The 20,022-nt window shown below is 34.0% G+C and carries 23 protein-coding genes; 17 read left to right on the top strand and 6 right to left on the bottom strand.

Translation table 11 applies throughout. The features are described 5' to 3' along the window. Window positions 1-111 precede the first annotated feature (111 nt). Window positions 112-516, top strand: coding sequence for a hypothetical protein (locus ACY2U7_RS08715; protein WP_461816252.1), 405 nt, complete (start codon window positions 112-114; stop codon window positions 514-516). A gap of 45 nt (window positions 517-561) precedes the next feature. Here ACY2U7_RS08715 and ACY2U7_RS08720 read toward each other — a convergent pair whose 3' ends face one another. Beyond that, a complete protein-coding gene (locus ACY2U7_RS08720; protein WP_461816253.1) occupies window positions 562-690 on the bottom strand; it encodes a hypothetical protein in 129 nt (42 codons plus the stop codon). Between the two features lie 83 nt (window positions 691-773). Next, window positions 774-980, bottom strand: a complete 207-nt coding sequence (locus ACY2U7_RS08725) for a hypothetical protein (protein ID WP_461816254.1) — start codon at window positions 978-980, stop codon at window positions 774-776. 270 nt (window positions 981-1,250) lie between these two features. On the opposite strand from ACY2U7_RS08725, the gene ACY2U7_RS08730 reads away from it, so the two are divergent. Both ACY2U7_RS08730 and ACY2U7_RS08735 read left to right on the top strand, forming a co-directional pair. After that, a complete protein-coding gene (locus ACY2U7_RS08730) occupies window positions 1,251-2,498 on the top strand; it encodes an AAA family ATPase (protein WP_461816255.1) in 1,248 nt (415 codons plus the stop codon). Window positions 2,499-2,500: 2 nt separating this feature from the next. Then, window positions 2,501-3,214 carry a HEPN domain-containing protein gene (locus ACY2U7_RS08735; protein ID WP_461816256.1) on the top strand — a complete coding sequence of 238 codons (714 nt, stop codon included), beginning with the start codon at window positions 2,501-2,503 and terminating at the stop codon, window positions 3,212-3,214. A 157-nt stretch (window positions 3,215-3,371) separates the two neighbouring features. On the opposite strand, the gene ACY2U7_RS08740 is transcribed toward ACY2U7_RS08735, so the two are convergent. Then, window positions 3,372-4,079: a helix-turn-helix domain-containing protein gene (locus tag ACY2U7_RS08740; RefSeq protein ID WP_461816257.1), complete on the bottom strand. Its 708-nt coding sequence runs from the start codon at window positions 4,077-4,079 to the stop codon at window positions 3,372-3,374. A gap of 437 nt (window positions 4,080-4,516) precedes the next feature. Here ACY2U7_RS08740 and ACY2U7_RS08745 point away from each other — a divergent pair, with 437 nt between their 5' ends. Together ACY2U7_RS08745 and ACY2U7_RS08750 are read left to right on the top strand one after the other, a co-directional pair. Then, window positions 4,517-4,681: a transcriptional regulator gene (locus tag ACY2U7_RS08745; RefSeq protein ID WP_461816258.1), complete on the top strand. Its 165-nt coding sequence runs from the start codon at window positions 4,517-4,519 to the stop codon at window positions 4,679-4,681. 85 nt (window positions 4,682-4,766) lie between these two features. Next, a complete protein-coding gene (locus ACY2U7_RS08750; RefSeq protein WP_461816259.1) occupies window positions 4,767-6,284 on the top strand; it encodes a recombinase family protein in 1,518 nt (505 codons plus the stop codon). Here the strand turns inward: ACY2U7_RS08750 and ACY2U7_RS08755 are convergent. From ACY2U7_RS08755 to ACY2U7_RS08765, 3 genes are read right to left on the bottom strand one after another with little or no spacing between them, the layout of a single operon-like run. After that, the gene (locus tag ACY2U7_RS08755) at window positions 6,268-6,903 is read right to left on the bottom strand and encodes a manganese catalase family protein (RefSeq protein ID WP_461816260.1); all 636 of its coding nucleotides are present in this window, start codon (window positions 6,901-6,903) and stop codon (window positions 6,268-6,270) included. The genes ACY2U7_RS08750 and ACY2U7_RS08755 overlap by 17 nt on opposite strands. A gap of 3 nt (window positions 6,904-6,906) precedes the next feature. Further along, window positions 6,907-7,176 carry a spore coat protein CotJB gene (locus ACY2U7_RS08760; protein ID WP_461812268.1) on the bottom strand — a complete coding sequence of 90 codons (270 nt, stop codon included), beginning with the start codon at window positions 7,174-7,176 and terminating at the stop codon, window positions 6,907-6,909. Next, on the bottom strand, window positions 7,173-7,385 hold the full coding sequence (locus tag ACY2U7_RS08765) for a spore coat associated protein CotJA (protein WP_461812269.1): 213 nt from the start codon (window positions 7,383-7,385) through the stop codon (window positions 7,173-7,175). The genes ACY2U7_RS08760 and ACY2U7_RS08765 overlap by 4 nt, the downstream gene beginning before the upstream one ends. A gap of 116 nt (window positions 7,386-7,501) precedes the next feature. On the opposite strand from ACY2U7_RS08765, the gene ACY2U7_RS08770 reads away from it, so the two are divergent. From ACY2U7_RS08770 to ACY2U7_RS08825, 12 genes are all read left to right on the top strand, one after another. Then, window positions 7,502-8,662, top strand: a complete 1,161-nt coding sequence (locus tag ACY2U7_RS08770) for an FtsW/RodA/SpoVE family cell cycle protein (RefSeq protein ID WP_461812270.1) — start codon at window positions 7,502-7,504, stop codon at window positions 8,660-8,662. Between the two features lie 137 nt (window positions 8,663-8,799). Next, window positions 8,800-9,639: a DegV family protein gene (locus ACY2U7_RS08775; RefSeq protein ID WP_461812271.1), complete on the top strand. Its 840-nt coding sequence runs from the start codon at window positions 8,800-8,802 to the stop codon at window positions 9,637-9,639. A 53-nt stretch (window positions 9,640-9,692) separates the two neighbouring features. Next, window positions 9,693-9,929: a hypothetical protein gene (locus ACY2U7_RS08780; RefSeq protein ID WP_461812272.1), complete on the top strand. Its 237-nt coding sequence runs from the start codon at window positions 9,693-9,695 to the stop codon at window positions 9,927-9,929. 182 nt (window positions 9,930-10,111) lie between these two features. Continuing rightward, window positions 10,112-10,549, top strand: coding sequence for a division/cell wall cluster transcriptional repressor MraZ (gene mraZ, locus ACY2U7_RS08785; RefSeq protein WP_461812273.1), 438 nt, complete (start codon window positions 10,112-10,114; stop codon window positions 10,547-10,549). 18 nt (window positions 10,550-10,567) lie between these two features. Beyond that, complete coding sequence (rsmH, locus tag ACY2U7_RS08790; protein WP_461812274.1) at window positions 10,568-11,503, top strand: 16S rRNA (cytosine(1402)-N(4))-methyltransferase RsmH; 936 nt, start codon at window positions 10,568-10,570, stop codon at window positions 11,501-11,503. A 47-nt stretch (window positions 11,504-11,550) separates the two neighbouring features. Beyond that, window positions 11,551-12,039, top strand: coding sequence for a hypothetical protein (locus tag ACY2U7_RS08795; RefSeq protein ID WP_461812275.1), 489 nt, complete (start codon window positions 11,551-11,553; stop codon window positions 12,037-12,039). Between the two features lie 15 nt (window positions 12,040-12,054). Further along, window positions 12,055-13,920, top strand: coding sequence for a peptidoglycan D,D-transpeptidase FtsI family protein (locus ACY2U7_RS08800; protein WP_461816261.1), 1,866 nt, complete (start codon window positions 12,055-12,057; stop codon window positions 13,918-13,920). A 58-nt stretch (window positions 13,921-13,978) separates the two neighbouring features. Next, complete coding sequence (locus tag ACY2U7_RS08805; protein ID WP_461816262.1) at window positions 13,979-15,742, top strand: peptidoglycan D,D-transpeptidase FtsI family protein; 1,764 nt, start codon at window positions 13,979-13,981, stop codon at window positions 15,740-15,742. A gap of 11 nt (window positions 15,743-15,753) precedes the next feature. Next, window positions 15,754-16,710 (top strand): phospho-N-acetylmuramoyl-pentapeptide-transferase, encoded by a 957-nt coding sequence (gene mraY / locus ACY2U7_RS08810; protein WP_461812278.1) that lies wholly within the window; start codon window positions 15,754-15,756, stop codon window positions 16,708-16,710. Between the two features lie 12 nt (window positions 16,711-16,722). Further along, complete coding sequence (gene murD, locus ACY2U7_RS08815; protein ID WP_461812279.1) at window positions 16,723-18,078, top strand: UDP-N-acetylmuramoyl-L-alanine--D-glutamate ligase; 1,356 nt, start codon at window positions 16,723-16,725, stop codon at window positions 18,076-18,078. 15 nt (window positions 18,079-18,093) lie between these two features. Then, a complete protein-coding gene (locus ACY2U7_RS08820) occupies window positions 18,094-19,179 on the top strand; it encodes an FtsW/RodA/SpoVE family cell cycle protein (RefSeq protein ID WP_461816263.1) in 1,086 nt (361 codons plus the stop codon). Window positions 19,180-19,200: 21 nt separating this feature from the next. Continuing rightward, the gene (locus ACY2U7_RS08825; RefSeq protein ID WP_461816264.1) at window positions 19,201-19,956 is read left to right on the top strand and encodes a cell division protein FtsQ/DivIB; all 756 of its coding nucleotides are present in this window, start codon (window positions 19,201-19,203) and stop codon (window positions 19,954-19,956) included. The last annotated feature ends 66 nt before the right edge of the window (window positions 19,957-20,022 follow it).

The following is a 20,022-nucleotide window of genomic DNA, read 5'->3' on the forward strand; positions in this document are numbered from 1 at the left end:
ATGAAATATATCAATTGGTATAATTATGTTCGACCCCATTCCTATAATCATTATTTAACACCTATGGAAGCACGTTACAGTTAGATATTTATCGAACAAAGTGTTACAAAAATGCTTGACCACTACAGGGATTATCTTGAAGATGTCGATTCTAAAACAGGAAATGTAAATAAATTTAACGGAAAAACTAACGGACATACAATACCTTTTGCATCGAATTCTTCCAATCCAGTAGATATGTTTTCTGAAATAGAAAAGCACCTTGCTATTCTATTCAAAGATCAAGCTGATGACAGTCGAGTATATGACTCCCTGATATCTGATATCGAAACCCTTGCAAGTAAGGCACGTAGGATATCTGGTAATGAAGACGGAACAATTACGGAAGATGAATTTGCTGATATGCAAGTTTGTGTTCAGGAATTTATGGACATCTTAACAGGAGAAAATGAACATTATAATGCTGTTCATGAGTTGCTGATGAACGAGGAGTTTTTCAAAGACGTTTTTTATTGATTTTATGGGATGCACTGCAATGGTTATCCACCGCAGTGCATCTGTTTATTTTACTCGAATTGTTTTTGTCTTAGTTCTTGTACTACTGCCGTTCGACACAGAGGTTGTAAGACGAATATTTCCATTGGCAGTTGTTCGAGCTTTTGTTGTAATTTTAATTCTTTTTGTTTGCATTTTCTCACCTTCTTTAAAAATATCGTGACAAACACAGTCATTTGTATTAAAATAATTTAAGTGAAAATTTATGATAGTTGCCGCTATCCTAAATTATTATTTTTATTTCCGTCAGGTTTACTACATGGGGTTGGTACATTGTTGATCTTCCTCACGTAGTAATCTTGATATTGTCCATCTCGTATCGCCGATACAAATTCTTTTCGATTCATTTCCTTATGTGTTCTGTTATCAACAAAACGCTGATTGCGTCCGGTGTCGGATTCTTTTACTACTGAAACTCTTCTCATTTTTTCACCACCTTTCAATTGAATGTATTTTTTGTTGAATTATAGCAATACATATGTTCTGTGTTTTTTTTAGTATAACACTTTATACGTTGCATAGTCAATGATTAAAAATGTTTATTTGTGAAAAACACGCAAATATGACATTTTAAAATAAAAATGGCATGGTTTATTATTGATATTTTGTGAATTTTCCTTTGGAAATGTTGATTTTTTTCGCCAAATCGGATATACTATATATAATTAAAATATAACATATTAAGAGGTGGCACTATGATTTTGGAATACACATGTGAAAATTACAAATCTATAAAAGAGAAGGTTACATTCTCTATGCTTGCTTCCAGAGATAACTCATTTGAAAATTTGCTAATTCCATTTAATGGAATCTCTATTAACAAGATAGCTTCTATTTATGGTGCTAATGGTTCTGGTAAAACAAGTTTTATTGAATCATTAAGATTTTTACGAATTTTAGTTTGTAATAGTAATAATCATCAACCAGGAGATAAAATTCGACAGTTTTCTCATAAGCTTTGTGATGTTCAGGAGCCAACAAAATACACTATTCAGTTTGTGATAGATGATATACGTTATGCATATGGTTTGGCTTATACTACAGATCAAATTGTTTCTGAATATCTTTATTATTTTCCACATGGAAAACAAGCTAAAATTTTTGATAGAACTTTAAATGATATAAGTTTTGGAGATAAGTTCAAAAAAGACTTTGAATCTATTCTTAATTTTTCAAAGCCTAATAAATTATTTTTGTCTGTTTCGGCAAATTATTCTTCTGTGAAAGAAGCCGAGACTGTCTTTTTGTTTTTTAAAGAGGATCTTGTTTTTTATCCGCTTCCAGAAAACCAAAATAATTGGTTTGAATACTCTATTGAAAATTTAACAAATAACTCAAATTTGAAAGCAACTTTTATAAAATTTATGAATTCTATCGGTTGCCCAATTCAAAATATATATACTAAATTTGAGAAAGCAGTAGTTACACCAGAAATGCTTCCATCAGATATGCCTAATTCACTTAAGGAAATATTTGCTCAGGCAAAAGAGGCTCGAATTATAGAAGCCAAGTTAGATTATGGAACATTTTCAGTGGATTTGAATGAAGAATCAAATGGTATAAAAAAATTATTTGAGGTAATCTGTCCTATTATAGATATTATACTTAGAGATAAAATTTTGATTTGGGATGAAATGGAAACCAGTTTGCATCCAAGTATAGTAAATGAAATATTAAGACTTATTTTACATGGAAATTCAAAATCCAGAGCACAGATTATTTTTAGTACTCATGACACAAATTTATTGGATTTAACCAGATTCAGAAGAGATCAAATTTGGTTTACAGAACTTACACCTTCTCGCTCTACAGATTTGTATTCATTAGCAGAATTAAAAAATGTAAGAAAAGATGAAAATATTAGTAAAGGTTACTTGAACGGGAAGTATGGTGCAATTCCATTTATCCATAATCCACTGATATTTTCAACAGAGGAGGAATAAATATGCCTCAAACTGAAGAACGAAATCTTGAACTTGCACCTCGCACAGTATCTACTCGTGAACGACAACCAGGCCGCACAGTACAATTTGAATTAAATGCTATTGCTAACCGTTTCAGAAATAATTTATCCTCGATAAGGTCTCAATTCGAATTGGCAGAACAATTAAAAAATGATGGAAACTTACAATATAAGGATATTCTTAGATCGCAGATAGTTTTCCTAGATAGCGCCTTTGACTTCTTTATGCATGAAATAACCAAATATGGGATGATGCAAATATTTCAAAGGACTTGGGATAAAACGGATAAATATAATAATTTTACAATTCGTTTAGGAGATATTTCCGAAGTATTACAAAATCCAGAACAAGAAAACTGGTTTTTAGATATTGTAAATGATTCTTATGCAGAAGATACCTTCATGAGTTCTGAAGCTGTAATCGGACAATTAAACTTAATAGGAATTAAATGGCAAAATATTGCAGATAGAGCTTTTTACGAACAAGGTTCGACGACTCCAACAAAAGATAAATTCAAATTAACATTAAATTCCTTATTTAAACGTAGAAATAAAATTGCTCATCAAGCTGATTGCCTACACGAGACTGGGGTTAAGGTGGATATTGAACGAGAAACTGTTGAAAACTATATTAGTCATATAGAGAAAATTGTAACAGCTATCTATGATGAGATTCAACAAATAAATAATTCTTAAAAATTGAAAAACAGGGGGAAGAATGTCTAAAAAGTATTCTATCCTCTGTTTTTCAATTATCTTTTTCGTTTAAGTAGATGGATCGTCAATTCTTGAAATTTCTGCTTTTCGTATTCATCTAAATCCACGTTAGCCAGCATATTCATAACAACCTGAGTCATATCCATTTCATTAAAAGTTGTTTTTTCTTCTTGGTTGTCAAAGCCTGTTTTTTCATAGAATCAAGCTGATTCTTAAACTCTTCGGAAGTAATATCTTTTTCAGGTACATCCATTTTCTTTTTAATATCTTTTAACATGGAGAGAAAGATACTTTTGATTTTCTCATAATCCGCATCTGTGCCAGTGATCTTCTCAGCATTTAATTTTCGGATATCATGATTCCCTTCGATTTTCAGCTCTGGACGAGTCTCGATGAAATCCTTAATATTTGCAGTTCCCAAATCTATAATATCATTTCTTGATGCAAATCCAGCTTCGTGAGCATCTGTGAAATAAGCGTTTGCAATATCAAGAAGCAGTGGAAAATAAGGATGTTCAATCATTTGGCTTAACATTTTTGTATCAATTCTTCCCTGTAAAAGCAGAACAAGTGCTTTATTGGACAGCCCCAGTTCTTCAAGTTCTACATTTTTTCTCATACGCATATCAGATACACAAAGCAAGTAGTCTGTTGTTACATTGTAGTATTCTGCTAATGCGATAATCAAATCATGACTAATAAACTTTGTTTCCCCACGTTCTAATCGGCTTAACACGGAAGCCGTGATTCCCAACGCATCCGCAACTTCTTTCTGGGATTTTCCTGTTCCGTTACGCAAATCTATAATTCTTTGACAAATATTATCTGCTGGCAGTGCTCTCATATATATCATCCCTTTCAGAAATCTGTTCCTTTTCCTATATCATATCGTATCTGTCCGGTTTCCACAATTGCAAGTTTGCAATTTTCGAGATGTCCATCTTTGTGAATTTGCAATTGCCGTGAATATGAGAGGTACTTCTGTAAATCATGGTATTCTCTGCTTATCAAAAAAGCGGAATCCGCTTTCTGAACATTGAAAATCAGAGGAACTGAAATCGGCGATAAGCAAATAATGACACTCGCATCTAATAGGTGAAACTCCTTGGGGTGCCCCGGCAATCAACGGCGGGATAATCAGAAAAGCTGATTAAGAGGGATACAAATAAGCATTCGTCAAAGAGATTAGAACCTCGGTCTGAATATCAGACTGATCTTGCAGATTAAGGAATAGGACAAATTATAACAAAAATATAATCTTGATATATGGGGGCTTTATATATGAACCAGATAAAAGAAAAAACGGAAGAATTAAAAGAGATTCATGTTGACAATATGCATTTTCGTGTAATCAGCAAACATCCACAGTATTCCACAGATACAGAAACTCGACTAAGCCGAGATATGAGAAAAGAATTGTACGCAGTTTTTAAGAAATATGCATAAATAGTTCTTTTTAAAGGTCGATTCTATGGTATACTAATCGCAAATGGAGAGTGACTGCTTACACATAGTAAGGGAGGTATGTACTATGTGTCCAATAGATGCTCTATATGCAAGGCAGTCACTGGATAAAAAAGACAGTATCTCCATAGAAAATCAGCTTGAGTTTTGTAAATATGAAACTCGTGGAGCTGAGTACGAAACGTACATTGACAAAGGATTTAGCGGAAAAAATATGAACAGACCAGCGTTCACAAAGATGATGGAAGATATCAAAGCGGGTAAGATTAAACGTGTTATTGTTTATAAACTTGACAGAATCAGTCGTTCTATTCTCGATTTCTCCAATATGATGGAAATTTTTCAGGAGTACAACGTAGAATTTGTTTCTTCAACAGAGAAATTTGATACATCGACACCTATCGGAAACGCTATGTTGAATATCTCCATTGTATTTGCACAGTTGGAACGAGAAACTATTCAGAAACGTGTTACAGATGCCTATGCAACGAAAAGTCAAAAAGGATTTTATATGGGTGGACGTGTGCCATATGGATTCCAGTTGGAAGATACGATTATCAACGGGATTCATACTTCTATATTTGTTCCTGAACCAGAGGAAATGGCAGCTATAAAACTGATTTATAAGTTGTATTCAGACCCTGATATGACATTAGGTGCTGTTATGCGTGAATTACTGAATAGAGGATTCACGGAAAAACGTGGTGCTGCATGGTGTACAGCAAGAATAAGTGAGATTCTCAGAAATCCTGTATATGTAAAGGCAGATATGGATATCTACAACTTTTTTGAAAGTCAGGGTTCTAATCTCATCAATCCGGCTTCCGATTTTATTGGCACAAATGGAATTTTTCTTTATAAAGGACTGAATGGTGACAAAACCAAGAAGAAACAATATGACCTTGTTGACAGAGATGTGGTAATCGCACCTCATAAAGGTATGATTGATTCTGCTACATGGTTGAAATGTCGATTAAAACTGATGAAAAATCGTCAGTCAGCACGAACGAATAAAGGTAAGAGAACATGGCTTGCTGGTAAAATCAAATGTAAAAAATGCGGTTATGCTTATACAGCTATCATAGCCAAAACAAAAGCAGGACGATATTTACAATGTTCCGGTTCCAGATATTCCATCAAATGCAAAGGTGCCGGACACACTATTTATGCAGATGTTTTTGAAAACTATGTTTTAGAAGAAATCAAAAAGCAACTTTCAAAATTCAAATATCTCTCCGAGGAACTGGAAATAATTGCAGAACCGGTAGAAAATGCCACTAAAGTTCGTATTGCTGAGATTGATAAGGAAATCGAGTCATTGTTTTCAAAGATAGTTGATGCAAACAAAACTCTGATGAACTACATTAACCAGAGAATTGATGAGCTTGATACCGAAAAACGTTCTTTACAGGAAGAAATGGTTCAAGCAAACACAAATCAGACATCTTCTAAGATTGATAAAATCACAGACTATGTTGAAAAATGGGAAGATTTAAGTATTGATGATAAGCAACGTGTGGCTGATATCCTTATCGACAAGATATTGATTGATGAGGATGTAATCGAAATCATATGGAACCTATAACGCTAACCTTTATGTATGGAGACTTACTGTTGTCAACAAAATTTCTATACACAATTCTTTTTTTAATCATTTTGCTTGTATAACTACTCTTTGCTTCACCAAAACGTTGATAATGCACAATTTCTCTTTCGCGTAAGAAACGTATGGGTTCACATATTTCAGGATCTTTAACAAGACGTAGAATATTATCATAAGTTGTTCGTGCTTTTTGTTCTGCAGCCATATCCTCATGTAAATCGGTGATTGGATCTCCTTTTGATTGGAAATAAGTTGCTGTCCAAGGGGTTCCACCAGCTGATTGTGGCCAAAGTCCTAATGTATGATCTACATAATATTTATCAAAACCATACTTTTCTATTTCTTCGACAGATAAATTTTTTGTTAGTTGATAGATAATGGCACAAACCATCTCCATATGGGCTAATTCTTCAGTTCCGATATCTGTTAATATACCTGTGACTTGTTTGTAAGGCATTGTATATCGTTGTGAAAGATAGCGCATAGAGGCGGCAAGTTCACCATCAGGTCCACCAAATTGGCTGATGATAACCTGAGCAATTTTTGCATTGGTTTGTGTGATTTTAACTGGATATTGTAATCTCTTTTCATAATTCCACATAACTTAACAACCTCCTTCTTGCCATGGGTAGGGCTCTTCAATCCATTTCCAATAATCATTGCAGTTCGTTGTCGAGTCAGCAGTAAGAGGACCGTATAAACGTGCAAAGTCTTCTAATGCTTGTGTACGGATTGTGTTATATTCTTGAAAATAAGAAAGAGCTTCTTTATTTTCAGGATGCGTATCTAAAAATAATTTTGTATCATCTAAAACAAAGCTGGCAATATTAATTAAATGTAATAATTCTTTTCGAGAAGGAATATTGTTGTTCATCGACATCCACCTCCTTTATATTCAAGAGGTTTTCGTAAATCATGAAAAATAGTTCCACATTGAAAACCTCTGTCCGCTTCAAGGATATTTTCCCATCTTTGCCAAGGGACGTATGCCATTGTTAAAGGCATAGAAGAGAGCGGATCTTGTCTTCTACAAGAAATATTTTCGTGATTATAGAAGGTTACGTTATTGTGAAAATTTTGCATACTCTATATACTCCTTTTAAATATTTATAATAGTAGATTATGTTATAGATAGGAAAAAGTGTTTGTTTTTATTGATGGTTATAGTATAATAAATAGTTAAGAAAAGGGGGAGTAAAATGGTAAGGAACAGAGTGGATAGAACGAGAGAAAAAAGAACGATAGCGTATTTTGATTATACTTTAATGGCGGTACTTATTTTTTTGATTGGTTTCGGATTACTTATGCTTTATAGTACTAGTTCATATAGCGCAACTGTAAAATTTCATAATGGAATGTTTTATTTAAAAAATCAATTGAGAGCGTATGTAATAAGTTTTGGTATAATGTTGATTGTTTATGTGTTTGATTATCATATATATGCAAGATTGTCAAAACTAGCATTTTGGCTCTCTATGGTAGTTATGACGCTTGTTTTTGTTCCTGGGATAGGTATAGAAGCATATGGGGCTAGACGGTGGATAAAAATACCGATTTTTGGGCAGATGCAACCATCGGAATGTATGAAAATCGCAATTGTTATTTTTATTCCTACATTGATATGTAGAATAGGCGAGAAACTTAACAAAAAAGAAGGGGCTATTTGTATTTTAATCTGGGGAGGAATTGCAGCAGCAGGAGTATTGTTTTTGACAGACAATTTAAGTACTGCTGTGATTGTAATGGGAATGGTCTTTACGATGTTTTTTGTAGCGCATCGGAAAACGAAAATTTTTCTTGTAATTGGTGGAGCGATGATATCAGCATTTTTTCTAGGAGCACAATTCTTGGGAAAAATAATGGAAGAAAGTTCGGATTTTAGAATAAGACGAATTTTAGCATGGGTAAATCCAGAAATGTATACAGGAGAAGGTAGTTACCAGAGTATGCAAGCGTTATATGCGATTGGAGCAGGAGGATTTTTTGGAAAAGGACTTGGAAATAGTACACAGAAATTTTTTATACCAGAAGCGCAAAATGATATGATTTTATCCATTATTTGTGAAGAATTAGGAATATTTGGTCTATTAATTGTTTTGTTATTATTTTCGATTTTACTATATCGGATTGCGTTTGTAGCACAGAATGCACCAGATTTATATGGCTCATTAATAGCAACGGGAGTATTTGCGCACATTGCAATTCAGGTTGTACTTAATGTTGGTGTTGTGACAAATCTTTTGCCAACAACAGGAGTTACATTACCTTTTGTTAGTTACGGAGGGACTGCGACAGTATTTCTTATGATAGAAATGGGACTTGTGCTTAACATATCAAGTAAAATAAAAGTAGAAGTTTAGTAGTAGAATGGAATAGGAAAAAGAATAAAAAGTCTTTTCTTATTAGAACAAATGTGATAAACTAAACAAGTGGTATTAAAAACTACATATAATAGAAGTGAATGTGATAAGTATAGATATAGAGGAAGGGTCTAGGTATGAGTTATAAAGTTGTTGTAGACAGTTGTGGTGAATTGACAGAAGAAATGAAAAAAATGGGGAAGGTGGAAAGTGTACCACTTAGTATTCAAGTAGACAATGAAAATATTATAGATGATGATACATTCAATCAAAAAGAATTTTTACGTAAAGTTGCTGAAAGTCCAGAATGTCCAAAATCATCTTGCCCATCACCGGAACGATATATGGAAAGTTATGATTGTCATGCAGATAGGATTTATGTTGTAACTTTATCAGCAGAACTCAGTGGGTCTTATAATAGTGCAGTACTTGGAAAGACGATTTATGAGGAAGAACATGGAGAAAAACAGATTCATATCTTTAATTCTCGTTCGGCTTCTGTAGGAGAGACGCTTATTGCACAAAAGATTATAGAATGTGAAGAAAAGGGATTGTGTTTTGAAGAGGTAATTGAAACTGTGGATTCCTATATTCAAGAGCAACACACATATTTTGTTTTGGAAACATTAGAAACTTTAAAAAAGAATGGAAGATTAACAGGTGTGAAAGCTTTAGTTGCAACAGCGTTAAACATTAAACCGGTAATGGGATCGACTCCACAAGGGACGATTTCACAATTGGGAAAATCTCGAGGAATCAACAAGGCGTTAGATAAAATGGTCAGTTGTGTTGTGGAACAAGTGGAAAATGCAGAAGAAAAAGTATTAGCGATTGCTCACTGCAATTGTTATGAAAGAGCTGTATCTGTTAAAAGTATGCTAGAAGAGAGAGCAAATTTTAAAGAAATTCTTATATTAGGAACAAGAGGAATTAGCACAATGTATGCAAGTGACGGGGGAATTATCGTAGTTGTATAATTTCATGTTTTGTGCTAGACTATCTGTAGTTGAATTGCAAAGGAGTTTTGAAAATGAGTCAAGAGAAAGTGAAGCGATATAAAGAAGAAAAAGCAAATCGTAAAGCGATAATGAAAAAGCAAAAGAGAATGAAAATATTTAGAAATGTAGCAACTGTTGTAGTGGCTGTGGCTGTTTTGTCTTGGGTTGGATATTTGGGATATAGTACCTATGTAGATAGTCAACCAATAAAAAAGGCGGAAGTTGACTATACTTCTATTGCAGAATATCTTACAGGATTGGCAAAATAATAAAGAACGAAAAAATTGGCATATCTCCACGAAAGTGGAGATATTTTTTTGTATCAAAATGCTAAAAAACTCTTGAAATGAGGGGAAAAGTGGTTTACAATAAATCCGAGTGGTAGAAAGTGGTGAATAGTGGTGTGAAATGGGACATAAGTGGCAGGCCCATTTGAAAGAAGGTGTTCCATATGCTAATGGGAGAATTTAATCATAGCATAGATGCAAAAGGCAGGTTGATTATTCCCTCCAAATTTCGAGAAGAACTTGGAGAAAATTTTGTGATAACAAAGGGATTGGATGGCTGCTTATTTCTGTATCCTGATAGTGGATGGAAAATTTTTGAAGAAAAGCTAAGAACCTTACCACTGACAAGTAAAGACGCTAGAATATTTACCCGTTTCTTTTTGGGAAGTGCGGTAGATGGCGGCCTTGATAAACAAGGTAGAGTATTAATCTCTTCTGCACTCCGTAATTTTGCTGATTTGGAAAAAGAAGTGGTTCTTGTGGGAGTGCTGGACCGTGTAGAAATTTGGGACAAGGCAAAATGGGAGGAAAATAATACAGTAATTGAAGACAACATGGACGATATTGCAAGTCGCATGGGGGAATTGGGACTTAGCATTTAATCTGATGTGGAGGTAGACATGACATTTGAACACAAATCCGTATTATTAGAAGAGACTGTAAATGGTCTGAACATCAAGCCAGACGGCATTTACGTAGATGGAACGCTTGGTGGAGGCGGACATGCTTTTGAAGTGTGTAAGCAATTAAGTGACAAGGGGAGTTTTATAGGAATAGATCAGGATGAGGCGGCAATTGAAGCGGCTGGAATCCGGTTACGTGACTTCGGGGAGAGAGTTACAATAGTTAGAAGTAATTATTGTGATATGAAGTCGCAACTTCAAAAACTTGGCATTGACAAAGTGGATGGGATTGTACTTGATTTGGGTGTATCATCTTATCAATTAGATACAGCAGAGAGAGGATTTTCTTATCGTGTAGATGTACCTTTGGATATGAGAATGGATAGACGTCAAGAAATGACAGCAAAGGACATCGTCAATATGTATAGTGAGATGGAACTTTATCGCATTATCCGAGATTACGGGGAAGACAAATTTGCGAAAAATATTGCAAAGCATATTGTTTTGGAACGCGAGAGAGGTTCCATTGAAACTACAGGACAATTAATAGAAATAATTAAACGTGCTATTCCAATGAAATTTCAAAAGAACGGGGGACACCCGGCGAAGAGAACATTTCAAGCAATTCGAATAGAATTGAATAAGGAATTGGATGTGCTTAGAGATAGTTTAGATGAAATGATTGATATGCTTAATGAGAATGGGAGAATATGCATTATTACATTTCATTCATTAGAGGACAGAATTGTAAAAAGTATTTTTAAAAGAAATGAAAATCCATGTACCTGTCCAAGTCATTTCCCAGTATGCGTATGTGGAAATGAATCAAAGGGGAAAGTGATTACAAGAAAACCAATTCTGCCAAGTGCAGAAGAATTAGAATACAATAGTCGTTCAAAAAGTGCTAAATTACGAATTTTTGAAAGGCATTAGTCGTATGACGGGAGATAAATAGTTGAAATAGGAGGGAGCATAAGCAGATGGAAACAAATAGAAGACCTGCTTATCGCAGACAAATGTATCATTATTATGATTACGGGAATACTGTTCGCAAGCCTAACGAAGTTTTCCCGAAACATGAGGAGATACATCAAGCAGAACCGAAAAAGGTAAGCAGACAGATTCGACAAAATAGAAAAAATGCACTTCGTATGAATAAGGGATATGTAGTGTTTTTATCAATTGCAGTTGTAATTGCGTTTGTATTGTGTTTACAATATTTGCAATTGCGTTCAGAGTTAGTAAATCGCTCGAGAAATATTACTTCTTTGCAAAGAGAACTTTCAGAGAAGAAAGAAGCGAATACTATACGGTTTAATAATGCGATAGATTCTGTGAATTTAGAAGAAGTACGCAAAAAGGCAACAGAAAAATTAGGAATGGTTCATGCAGAAGATGGGCAGATTATTATATATAATAACCCACTAGACAATGAGATAAAACAGTATAAAGATATTCCTAAGAAGTAGGTGGAAGGTGAATAAATGGCAGACAATAGGAAAAAGAGAATAGGTCCTAAATTTATCTATAAAAAATTTCCTAACAGAATGCAGAAAAAGCTAGTATTCGTATTTGTAGTAACGATACTGGCTTTTGTTATACTTGTAGGAAATGTGGTTAAGATTGTGATACAAGATGGTGAAAAATACGAGAAAAAAGTATTAGATCGACAACACAATAATAGTAGAATTATTCCTTTTAAAAGAGGCGATATATTAGATGCAAATGGTACGAAATTGGCAACAAGTGAGAGAGTGTATAATGTGATTTTAGATGCAAAAGTTTTACTTGATGAAAAAGATTCAGTTAGAGCAAAGAAACAAACAGTAGATGCGTTGAAAAAATGCTTTGGAATTGAAAAAGAAACCGTTTATCAAATTTTAGAAGAAAAACCTGAAAGTAGTTATATTGTTTTAAAAAAAGAGGTGAATTTTAAACAATATCAAGCATTTGAAAAATTAAAAAAAGATGAGAAAAAATATGGGAGTGTAAGAGGAGTATGGTTAGAAGAAAGTTATGTTAGAATATATCCATATAATACTCTCGCAAGTGATTTGATCGGATTTACTGTTGCTGGAAATGTTGCAAATGGTGGACTTGAAGCAGCATACAATAATGTTTTAAATGGAATGGATGGAAGAGAGTATGGGTATATAGGAGAAAATTCTTCTGTAGAAAAAATAGTGAAAGAAGCAGTGGATGGGAAAAGTATTGTTACATCTATTGATTTGAATTTACAAAGCATAATTGAAAAACATATTCGAGAATTTAATGAAGAACATAAAAATGGGCCTAATAAAACAGGGTTTGGAAGTAAGAATACGGCAGTTATTGCAATGCGTCCAGGAACAGGGGAAGTTTTGGCGATGGCTTCTTATCCTAATTTTGATCTGAATCATCCAAGAGAGTTAAGTGGTTTGTTTTCGGAAGAACAGATAAAAAATATAAGTGAGGAGGATAAGGTTAAAGAGTTAAATAAGTTGTGGAGAAATTTTTGCGTTAGTGACACTTATGAACCTGGTTCTACAGCGAAGCCATTTACGATTGCAGCAGGATTAGAAAATGGTACTTTAAAAGGAGATGAAACGTATGTGTGTCCAGGATATTTAGATGTGGGAAAATGGAGAATTAAATGCAATAAAAAAGATGGACATGGAACACAAAATTTAAAACAGGCAATCGCTAATTCATGTAACGTAGCATTGATGCATATAGGTGATGCTCTTGGAGCAAATGAATTTTCTAAATATCAGCACATATTTGGATTTGGAGAATATACAGGTATAGATTTGCCAGGAGAAGCAGCCACAGGAACACTTCTTTTTGACCCAAAGAAAATGGGCGATGCTGATTTGGCTACAAATGCATTTGGACAGAATTTTAATGTAACTATGCTTCAATTAGCAACAGGATTTAATTCATTGATTAATGGGGGGAATTATTATAAACCACATGTAGTAAAACAAATTCGAGATGCAAACGGAAATGTTATCGAAAATAAAACTCCAGTTTTAATGAAAAAAACTGTTTCTGAAGAAACTAGTAAAACACTTCGTACATATATGGAATCTACGGTAAAAGAAGGGACTGCAAAGTCAGCTCAGGTTCCAGGGTATGCCATAGGAGGAAAAACAGGAACTGCTGAAAAATATCCACGTAATCATGGTAAGAATTTAGTTTCCTTTATCGGGTATGCACCACAAGAAAATCCAGAAATTATGCTTTATGTTGTTATTGATGAACCGAATGTACAAAATCAAGCAAGTAGTAGTTATGCAATACAATTGGCTCAAAAAATCATGGCAGAAGCATTTCCATATATGAATATTACAAAGACAGAAACAAATTAGAAGAATAACCTCGCAATAGATTTAATACCCTATAGTAATAAATCTTTGTGAGGTTTTTGTGCGAAATAAGACATATAATAAAAAGAAAATTTTTGTTGTGTTTTCATGTGCGATTCTTGTGATTGTATTGCTGATTAGCAGATTAGTGTATTTAATGGTAGTGGATGCACCTTATTATCAAAAGAGAGCAGAATCACTTCACGAAAGAGAAAGAGAAATAAAAGCGGAAAGAGGAGAAATTATAGATGCAAAAGGGAAAGTACTTGCGACAAATAAAACGGTGTGTACGATCTCTGTTATTCATAGCCAAATAAAAGATGCAGAAAAGGTTATTCGAATTTTGAGTGATGAGCTTGGCGTTGAAGAAAAATTAGTTAGAAAAAAAGTGGAAAAAGTTTCCTCTATGGAGAGGATAAAAACAAATGTAGATAAAAAAACGGGGGATAAAATAAGAGAATATGAACTTTCAGGAGTAAAAGTAGATGAAGATTTTAAAAGGTACTATCCGTTTGGCGATGTGGCTTCAAAAGTTCTTGGATTTACTGGTGGTGATAATCAAGGAATAATTGGGTTGGAAGTAAAATATGAGGAATATTTGCGAGGAAAAAATGGAAGGATTTTGACGACTACGGATGCAAGAGGTATGGAATTAGAAGGAATTGCAGAGGATAGGGTAGAAGCGATTCGTGGAGATACACTTCATATTAGTTTGGATTACAATATACAAAAATATGCTCAACAAGAAGCGGAAAAAGTGATGAAAGAAAAGCAAGCAGATAAAGTATCGGTTTTGGTAATGAATGTGCAAAATGGGGAAATACTATCTATGGTAAATGTTCCGGAATTTAATTTGAATGAGCCATTTACACTACCTAAAAATGAAAGTGTAGAAATTTCGGATGAAAATAAACAGGAATTATTGAATAAAATGTGGAGAAATAATTGTATTAATGATACGTATGAGCCAGGATCTACGTTTAAAATTATTACATCTGCGCTTTGTTTGGAAGAAGGGGTTGTCAAAGAAGAGGATAAATTTAGTTGTCCTGGATATAGAATAGTAGAAAATAGGAGAATACGTTGTCATAAAGCTGGTGGTCATGGTGCTGAAACATTTATGCAAGGAGTACAAAATTCGTGTAATCCGGTGTTTATTGATATTGGATTAAAACTTGGTGTAGACAGATTCTACGAAGGGTTTTATAAAATAGGTCTGATGAATCGGACGGGAATTGATCTACCAGGAGAGGCGGGGACAATTATGCATAAAAAGTCTAATATAGGGCCGGTGGAACTTGCGACAATGTCTTTTGGGCAGTCTTTTCAGATTACACCTATTCAACTTGCTACTACAGTTGCTTCCATTATTAATGGTGGGAAAAGAGTTGTTCCACATTTTGCGGTTTGTGTAACTGATAAATCGGGAAAGCAAGTGGAGAGATTTCAATATGAAACAAAGCGAAACGGTATATCGGAAGAAACTTCTGAGAAAATGAGGGGAATCTTAGAAAGTGTGGTTTCTAAAGGATCAGGGAAGAATGCATATATACCTGGATATAAAATAGGAGGAAAAACGGCAACATCACAGACACTTCCAAGAAGTGCAAATAAATATATTTCTTCTTTTGTTGGATTTGCTCCGGCAGATCATCCGAAGGTGCTTGCTTTAGTAGTTATTCATAATCCAAAAGGAGTTTATTATGGAGGAACAATTGCAGCTCCAGTTGTAAAGGACTTGTTTTCAAACATTCTATCTTATCTGGGAATTGAAAAAAATGATAAACTAGAGTATACTAATGAAATGAAAAAACAAAAGAGATAAAGAGGTGCGATATGGAGTATAATATTGTAATACCGGTGCTTGTGGCATTCGGATTAAGCGTGTTGTTAGGACCGGTTGTTATCCCGTTTTTGAGAAAATTAAAAATGGGACAGACAGAACGTGTGGATGGGGTACAGTCACATTTAAAAAAGGCAGGAACACCTACGATGGGTGGGGTGATTATCCTTGTCAGTGTGGCAATTACATCAGTTTTTTATATTAAAGATTATCCCAAAATCATCCCAATTTTGTTTGTGACCTTAGGATTCGGTTTAATTGGATTCCTGGATGATTATTTAAAAGTAGTGATGAAACGTTCAGATGGGTTGTTCCCAAAACAGAAAATGGCACTGCAAATTTTGGTAACTGCAGTATTTGCGTATTATATGGTGAATTTTACAAACGTGTCATTAAAGATGGTTATTCCTTTTACCAATGGAAAAACATGGGATATTGGTTGGCTTGCGATTCCACTTTTATTTATAGTTGTTATCGGAACGGTAAATGGTGTGAATTTTACAGATGGTTTAGACGGATTAGCATCCAGTGTGACTGTATTAGTAGCGACATTCTTTACGGTTGTTGCTATCGGAACAAAGAGTGGAGTTGAACCAATTACTTGTGCAGTTGTTGGTGCGTTACTTGGCTTCTTATTGTTTAATGTGTATCCGGCAAGTGTATTTATGGGAGATACAGGTTCTCTTGCTTTAGGAGGATTTGTTGCTTCTACAGCATATATGTTACAAATGCCAATATTCATCGTAATCGTAGGATTGATTTATTTAGTAGAAGTTCTTTCGGTTATGATACAGGTGACATATTTTAAGAAAACTGGTGGTAAGCGTATTTTTAAAATGGCACCAATCCATCATCATTTTGAACTATGTGGTTGGTCTGAAACAAGAGTTGTTGCAGTGTTTTCGATTATTACAGCCATTCTTTGTTTGATTGCGTTGTTAGCACTGTAGGAGGTCGGAAATATGGATTTTACAAATAAAAAAATACTTGTTTTCGGCTCTGGAATAAGTGGTATAGGGGCAGCTAGATTGTTAGTACAGCAGGGAGCAGATGTTATTTTATATGATGGAAAGGAAACACTTGATCCAGAAGAATTGTTTCAAAAAATTGGTAAAGATGGTAGAGTGAAAATTATTTTAGGAGAACTAAAGGATGAGGTGATTGATGCATTAGATATTGTAGTAATGAGCCCAGGAGTTCCTACAGATTTGCCTATTATTAATAAAATCAGAGCCAAAGGGATTCGGATTTGGGGAGAAATTGAACTTGCTTATCGGGTTGGTAAAGGCGATGTTTTAGCTATTACTGGAACAAATGGAAAGACAACAACAACAGCTCTTCTTGGAGAAATTATGAGAAATTGGAAAGAGAGTGTATATGTTGTAGGAAATATTGGAACACCATATACTTCTATTGCTAGCAAAACGACAAGTGATACAGTTATTGTAGCAGAAATAAGTAGCTTTCAATTAGAAACGGTAGAAGAATTTTGTCCTAAAGTAAGTGCAATTTTAAATATTACACCAGATCATTTGGACAGACACCATACAATGCAAGCGTACATAGAGGCAAAGGAAACAATTTCTAAAAATCAAACAAGAGAAGATGTATGTGTACTAAATTATGAAGATGAAGAAACGAGAAATTTTGGTAAAAAAACGGATGCAACTGTTCTATATTTTAGTAGCCAGCGTAAACTAGAGAGAGGCGTTTATTTAGAAAATGGTGTTATTAAGTATAGTGAAGAGGGAAAATGTGTAGACGTGTGCCGTGTGGATGAATTAAAATTACTAGGAATACATAATTATGAAAATATTATGGCGGCGATTGGAATGTCACTTGCTTATCATGTGCCAATGGAAATTATCCAGAAAAGTGTGAAAAATTTTGGTGGTGTGGAACATCGGATTGAATATGTTTGCGAAAAGAATGGTGTTGCTTATTATAACGATTCTAAAGGAACAAATCCAGATGCGGCAATCAAAGGCATTTCAGCAATGAACAGACCAACCTATCTTATAGGCGGAGGATATGATAAAGCTGCTTCATATGAAGAATGGATAAAAAGTTTTAATGGAAAAGTACGTAAGCTTGTGCTTATAGGGCAAACGAAAGAAAAAATAGCAGAGACGGCAAAACGATGTGGATTTCATGATATAGTGTTTGCGAATAGTTTAGAAGAAGCAGTTTCTATTTGTTCCTCTTTGGCAATGGTTGGAGAAGCGGTGTTACTTTCTCCTGCATGTGCAAGTTGGGGGATGTTTAAAAATTATGAAGAACGTGGAGATGAATTTAAAAAACTTGTAAATGCTTTATAAGGAGTTGATTCATGGGTGTCCAAGCAAGGTAAAAAAAGAAGATATGATTACAGTCTTTTGATAGTAGTATTTCTTCTTGTTGGAGTTGGACTGGTTATTTTATACAGTACAAGTGCCTATAATGGAGAAGTAAAATTTCACGATTCATTTTATTACTTAAAGAAGCAGGCTTTTGCAACAGTATTAGGAATTGGAATAATGTTTGCAATGGCAAATATAGATTATCATATATGGCAATATTTTGCGGTGTTTGCGTATGTTATTGCGTTAATTTTGTCTACAGCAGTATTGTTTATTGGTGATGAATATAACGGTTCTAAAAGATGGCTATCTTTGGGACCGTTTTCTTTTCAACCATCTGAATATGCAAAGGTTGCGTTGATTTTATTTTTATCTTACATTGTATTGAAAAATGTAAAGGAAATCGATAAAATTCGTACATTGATAAAAATTATTGCAAGCACTCTTCCGATAGTTGCGTTGGTTGGTTCAAATAATTTAAGTACAGCAGTAATTATACTTGGTATTGCAATTATTTTAATTTTTGTGTCTAGTCCAAAGTATACGCAATTTATTGCGATGGGGGGATTAGCCATTGGATTTCTTGGTATTTTTTTAGCATTAGAAAGCTATCGTTTAGAAAGACTTGCCATTTGGAGAAACCCAGAAAAATATGAGAAGGGGTATCAGACTTTACAAGGCTTATATGCGATTGGATCAGGAGGATTATTTGGCAGAGGAATAGGTTCAAGCATTCAAAAACTAGGGTTTGTTCCAGAAGCACAAAATGATATGATTTTTTCTATTATTTGTGAGGAATTTGGGCTTTTTGGTGCAATCTTTATTATTCTATTATTTGTTATATTGATATGGAGATTTTTTGTTATTGCAACCCATGCGAAGGACTTGTTCGGAGCATTACTTGCAACGGGTGCAATGGGACATATTATGATTCAAGTTATTTTGAATATTGCTGTTGTAACGAATTCTATACCAAATACAGGGATTACATTGCCGTTTATTAGTTATGGAGGAACTTCGGTTATGTTCCTTTTGTTAGAAATGGGGCTTGTACTAAGTGTATCTAATCTGATAGAATAGAAACCGTACAGGAGGAGTATAATGAAAAAACGAAAGAAAGTGGGGCGTACTATATATGCGCTCACTGTGTTAATATTAGGGATTTTAATTATTATTATGGTGGTTTTACTTCTTTTTCATGTACAGACAATAGAAGTGTCTGGAAATACATATGTAAGTAGTAGTGCAATAGGAGAAAGTATACAGAAAAACAGTAAAACAAAAAACTCATTATCTTTTTTGAGTAAAAATCTATTGGGAAAAATAGACTATCCAAAAGCAATTGAATCAGCAAAGATCTCTCTTAAGACACCATGGAGTATAAAAGTAACAGTAAAAGAAAAGAAGATTATGGGGTATACAATCACTAATGGCACTTATGTGTATTTTGATGAGAATGGAATGGTTCTTTATAAATCAGCAATGCAGCTGGAGAAAATACCATATATTGAAGGTCTTTCGACTCGTGCAGAACTTTATAAAAAACTTCCAGTACAAGAAAAAAGAATTTTTAGCAATATTGATACAATGTTGAAAGAATTGGATAAGTGGAGAATAAAACCAGAGCAGATTGTTAGTGATGGGGCAGACTTAACGATTCATGTGAGAAAAATAGTTATTATGTTGGGGAGTGGTAATATGAAAGAAAAAATAAGTCAGTTACCCCCAATTTTAAAAAAACTGGAAGGGAAAGAAGGAACTCTTGATTTAAGACATTATGGAGAAACCACAGAAACGATTACTTTTAAAGAAGGAGAAGTGCTAAAAAAAGAAAAAGAAGCGATAGATAAAAAATAAATTGTATAAAAAAATAAGAAAATCGAAAAAATGCTATTGATTATTTGAGAAAAAGTAGATATTATA

It is taken from the genome of Faecalimonas sp. (assembly GCA_029264305.1).
In the GTDB taxonomy this organism is placed as follows: Bacteria; Bacillota; Clostridia; order Lachnospirales; family Lachnospiraceae; genus Faecalimonas.

Bases quoted from the DNA above. Each gene is read 5' to 3' on its own strand.
- ACY2U7_RS08735 (WP_461816256.1), top strand. From the start codon at position 2,501: ATGCCTCAAACTGAAGAACGAAATCTTGAACTTGCACCTCGCACAGTA.
- ACY2U7_RS08715 (WP_461816252.1), top strand. From the start codon at position 112: ATGCTTGACCACTACAGGGATTATCTTGAAGATGTCGATTCTAAAACA.
- ACY2U7_RS08775 (WP_461812271.1), top strand. From the start codon at position 8,800: ATGAGTTATAAAGTTGTTGTAGACAGTTGTGGTGAATTGACAGAAGAA.
- ACY2U7_RS08765 (WP_461812269.1), bottom strand. From the start codon at position 7,385: ATGCAAAATTTTCACAATAACGTAACCTTCTATAATCACGAAAATATT.
- mraY (WP_461812278.1), top strand. From the start codon at position 15,754: ATGGAGTATAATATTGTAATACCGGTGCTTGTGGCATTCGGATTAAGC.
- rsmH (WP_461812274.1), top strand. From the start codon at position 10,568: ATGACATTTGAACACAAATCCGTATTATTAGAAGAGACTGTAAATGGT.
- ACY2U7_RS08720 (WP_461816253.1), bottom strand. From the start codon at position 690: ATGCAAACAAAAAGAATTAAAATTACAACAAAAGCTCGAACAACTGCC.
- ACY2U7_RS08770 (WP_461812270.1), top strand. From the start codon at position 7,502: ATGGTAAGGAACAGAGTGGATAGAACGAGAGAAAAAAGAACGATAGCG.
- ACY2U7_RS08795 (WP_461812275.1), top strand. From the start codon at position 11,551: ATGGAAACAAATAGAAGACCTGCTTATCGCAGACAAATGTATCATTAT.
- mraZ (WP_461812273.1), top strand. From the start codon at position 10,112: ATGCTAATGGGAGAATTTAATCATAGCATAGATGCAAAAGGCAGGTTG.
- ACY2U7_RS08745 (WP_461816258.1), top strand. From the start codon at position 4,517: ATGAACCAGATAAAAGAAAAAACGGAAGAATTAAAAGAGATTCATGTT.
- ACY2U7_RS08760 (WP_461812268.1), bottom strand. From the start codon at position 7,176: ATGAACAACAATATTCCTTCTCGAAAAGAATTATTACATTTAATTAAT.
- ACY2U7_RS08780 (WP_461812272.1), top strand. From the start codon at position 9,693: ATGAGTCAAGAGAAAGTGAAGCGATATAAAGAAGAAAAAGCAAATCGT.
- ACY2U7_RS08740 (WP_461816257.1), bottom strand. From the start codon at position 4,079: ATGAGAGCACTGCCAGCAGATAATATTTGTCAAAGAATTATAGATTTG.
- ACY2U7_RS08750 (WP_461816259.1), top strand. From the start codon at position 4,767: ATGTGTCCAATAGATGCTCTATATGCAAGGCAGTCACTGGATAAAAAA.
- ACY2U7_RS08725 (WP_461816254.1), bottom strand. From the start codon at position 980: ATGAGAAGAGTTTCAGTAGTAAAAGAATCCGACACCGGACGCAATCAG.
- ACY2U7_RS08825 (WP_461816264.1), top strand. From the start codon at position 19,201: ATGAAAAAACGAAAGAAAGTGGGGCGTACTATATATGCGCTCACTGTG.
- murD (WP_461812279.1), top strand. From the start codon at position 16,723: ATGGATTTTACAAATAAAAAAATACTTGTTTTCGGCTCTGGAATAAGT.
- ACY2U7_RS08755 (WP_461816260.1), bottom strand. From the start codon at position 6,903: ATGTGGAATTATGAAAAGAGATTACAATATCCAGTTAAAATCACACAA.
- ACY2U7_RS08730 (WP_461816255.1), top strand. From the start codon at position 1,251: ATGATTTTGGAATACACATGTGAAAATTACAAATCTATAAAAGAGAAG.
- ACY2U7_RS08800 (WP_461816261.1), top strand. From the start codon at position 12,055: ATGGCAGACAATAGGAAAAAGAGAATAGGTCCTAAATTTATCTATAAA.